This is a genomic window from Halocynthiibacter sp., from assembly GCF_049608145.1.
Taxonomy (GTDB): domain Bacteria; phylum Pseudomonadota; class Alphaproteobacteria; order Rhodobacterales; family Rhodobacteraceae; genus Halocynthiibacter.
In genome coordinates this window covers 1-2,725 of the sequence record NZ_JBMYXF010000101.1, presented here as the reverse complement: position 1 = coordinate 2,725, position 2,725 = coordinate 1, and the positions used below count along the sequence as shown (strand labels likewise).

General features: G+C 54.1%; 3 protein-coding genes and 1 pseudogene. 2 read left to right on the top strand and 2 right to left on the bottom strand.

Annotated features, from left to right (window positions below; genetic code table 11):
• Window positions 1-858: pseudogene (locus ACPGUT_RS15925) on the bottom strand (hypothetical protein); the annotation flags it as partial.
• A gap of 37 nt (window positions 859-895) precedes the next feature.
• Here ACPGUT_RS15925 and ACPGUT_RS15920 point away from each other — a divergent pair.
• Together ACPGUT_RS15920 and ACPGUT_RS15915 are read left to right on the top strand one after the other, a co-directional pair.
• The gene (locus ACPGUT_RS15920; RefSeq protein WP_423993082.1) at window positions 896-1,192 is read left to right on the top strand and encodes a transposase; all 297 of its coding nucleotides are present in this window, start codon (window positions 896-898) and stop codon (window positions 1,190-1,192) included.
• A complete protein-coding gene (locus ACPGUT_RS15915; RefSeq protein WP_423993080.1) occupies window positions 1,189-2,088 on the top strand; it encodes an IS3 family transposase in 900 nt (299 codons plus the stop codon). The genes ACPGUT_RS15920 and ACPGUT_RS15915 overlap by 4 nt, the downstream gene beginning before the upstream one ends.
• 302 nt (window positions 2,089-2,390) lie before the next feature.
• Here ACPGUT_RS15915 and ACPGUT_RS15910 read toward each other — a convergent pair whose 3' ends face one another.
• Window positions 2,391-2,564, bottom strand: coding sequence for a hypothetical protein (locus ACPGUT_RS15910; RefSeq protein ID WP_423993078.1), 174 nt, complete (start codon window positions 2,562-2,564; stop codon window positions 2,391-2,393).
• Window positions 2,565-2,725 lie beyond the last annotated feature (161 nt).

The window sequence follows — 2,725 nt, the reverse complement described above, 5'->3', positions numbered from 1 at the left end:
GACCGAAACGGGCAACTGACCACCAGGCGCACCAATACGCGCGCCCGTCCAACCGACCTGCGGCGCCTCAGTAAATTCCACCGGGAACACGGCAATCGGTGCGTCATAGCCTTTCTGCACACGAATTTCATATGTGCCTGCCTGTTCAGGCGCGGCCAGCCAATGTGGCGTGACACCGATGGGATCACTGCCGAAACGGGTTTCCCAATCAAGACGTTCCTCAGTCCGCGGGTCAAATAATGCAACCGTATATTGCGCGTTTGGCTGAAGCGCTGCGGTGGCGTTTAGATAAAAGACATTCTCAGTGCCCATCGCATAAGGCCCGTTGTTGGGCATGGTGAACCCGACCGCATGGGCTGAGAAAGGCACAGAAACCGTTTCGCCGTCATTCGCAGAGCTCACTTCCAGACTGCCATGGCCCTCTGCAGAAATTGCTTCGATCATCCAGACACCATCTGGCAATTCCGCAGGGAGGGCTGTCAGGATCTCAGCAGCATCTTTGCGTGACCCGATGACGATGATCTCGCCCGTTTCTGTGTTGGTTGCGCGATAGGTTAGCTGCGCCGGGCGTGTTGTCCCTTCCGTCGTAACAATTTGCACTTTCAGCGAAAACACACCGTTGCTGGCCTCTTCCACCGGGACAACCGGCGCGGTGATGTTGCGTAAAGCATCCCCCAAGCCATTGGCATCGCCCGCATCAAAATACTGCCCGCCGGTATTATCCGCCAGACATTGCAACTGTGCTCGCGCGTCTGGGTCGGTGACGTCAAAGCCAACCACATGTGCGGTGAAATTGACACCCAGGCGTTCCAATTCGGCACCAACAGCGCATTGAAGTTCGTCCCTTTTCCCGGACACTGGGGTACTTTACCCCTGTCCACGATAGGAGCATCACATGGGACAACAACGAAAAACATACACGGATGATTTCAAGGCCGCTGCCGTTGACCGGCTTTATGAGCCTGGCGCGACGCAGGGCAGCGTTGCCCGGGAACTTGGGATCACGGGCACTCAGTTGAAGACCTGGCGTCTTGAGATAGAAGCCTTTGGGTCTGCAGAGGCCAAGCGGCGGCAGAAAGCCGATGCTACGGAGCTTGAGCGACTGCGCAAAGAAAACAAACGCCTGGCGCAGGAGGTGGAAATTTTGCACAAAGCGTCGGCTTTTTTCGCGACGCGGGCGGTGAAACCATGACGAATAAGCGTGCTTTCGTCACTGCCCAAAAAGCTCAATACGCGGTTTCTACACTTTGCAAAACTCTGAAAATTTCCCGGGGCTGGTTTTATGGCTTCCGGGCCAGCCAACTCGCGAGGGATCAGCGCAATGCAGACCGAGACGACCGGGATTTGGAACTGCTGCCCAAGATCAGGACCTTCTTCAAAGCCAGCAGGAAATGCTATGGGTCAAAGCGGATCCATCAGGATCTCCGGGCTGACGGCGAGGTAGTTTCTGAGCGGCGAGTAGCCCGTATCATGAAGGAAAATAAGGTATCCCCACGCCTGAACAAGAAACGCAAGCCAGTGACAACAGACAGCAATCATAAGATGAGCCCTTCGCCAAATCTTCTGGAACAGGAGTTTCATTGCCTCACTCCCAATACTGTTTGGTTGGCCGACATCACCTATATAGATACAGATGAAGGATGGCTCTATCTCGCCGGCGTGAAAGACATGGCCTCGCGAGAAATCGTTGGCTGGGCGATGGAGGATCACATGCGGGCCGAGCTTTGCTGTGATGCCCTGACGATGGCCCTGGGTCGCAGAGGCCCCGTTCCCGGTCTTGTCCACCACTCCGACAGGGGAAGCCAGTATGCGGGCATAGAATATCGCAAACTGATCAAAAATGCAGGGCTGACGCAATCTATGAGCCGTAAAGGCGAGTGCCTGGACAATGCCCCCATGGAAAGCTTCTTTGCATCACTGAAAAAGGAATTGGTTCACCGTCAACGGTTCAAAACACGCGCGCAAGCCAAAGCCGCAATCTTCGAATACATCGAGGTCTTCTACAATCGCCAGAGACGCCATTCAGGCATCAACTACAAAACACCAAAACAGGCTTTTGAAAATATGACTTGGAAAATGGCCGCATAGGGTCAATAATCATACTGTCCGGAAACAGGGACGAAGTTCAGACGAGCGACTGGATGTAATAATGCCGGGAGACGGGAAGAAACGGAGGAAAGCCTGAGACTTCAGGCTGACAAAGTGAAGTCCCGGATCACGGCATTATTACATCCGTACTCGCTCGGCCTCGGCGGCGGATAACAAGCGCAACACAGCGCGACTGCGCCACGACCCAAAGGGGCGTTCTTCCAACAGTTCGGAAATCTTAGGGCTCGACAGCAAAATAGAAATGGCGACCGCCCGCATGGGGGCAGCCGCCAGATTTCAGATCAGATGTCGCACTCATCTTCTAGGCAGGTGAAGTCTTCGATTTCGCCAGAGTCGCCTGCTTGCACGTCGTAGTAATTCTGGGTAGTCCATTCTGCCCGACCTCCGCAGATGGGGCATGGCTCATCTTTTTTGTCTTCGTTGATGTAGATCGGGTTGTGATTCTTCTGTGCCATTTTGCGTCCTTTCGTGACATGCTGATTTTTGGTTGATGTCCGAGTACCCCGCTTAAAAATGAAGCCGGGTCAGGGATGCCGAAGGCACCAGCTTGCTGGGCGAAATAATTTACGCAGGAAATTATTTCGATCCTTGAGGCGGTTTTGTTTTGGAGCCAATC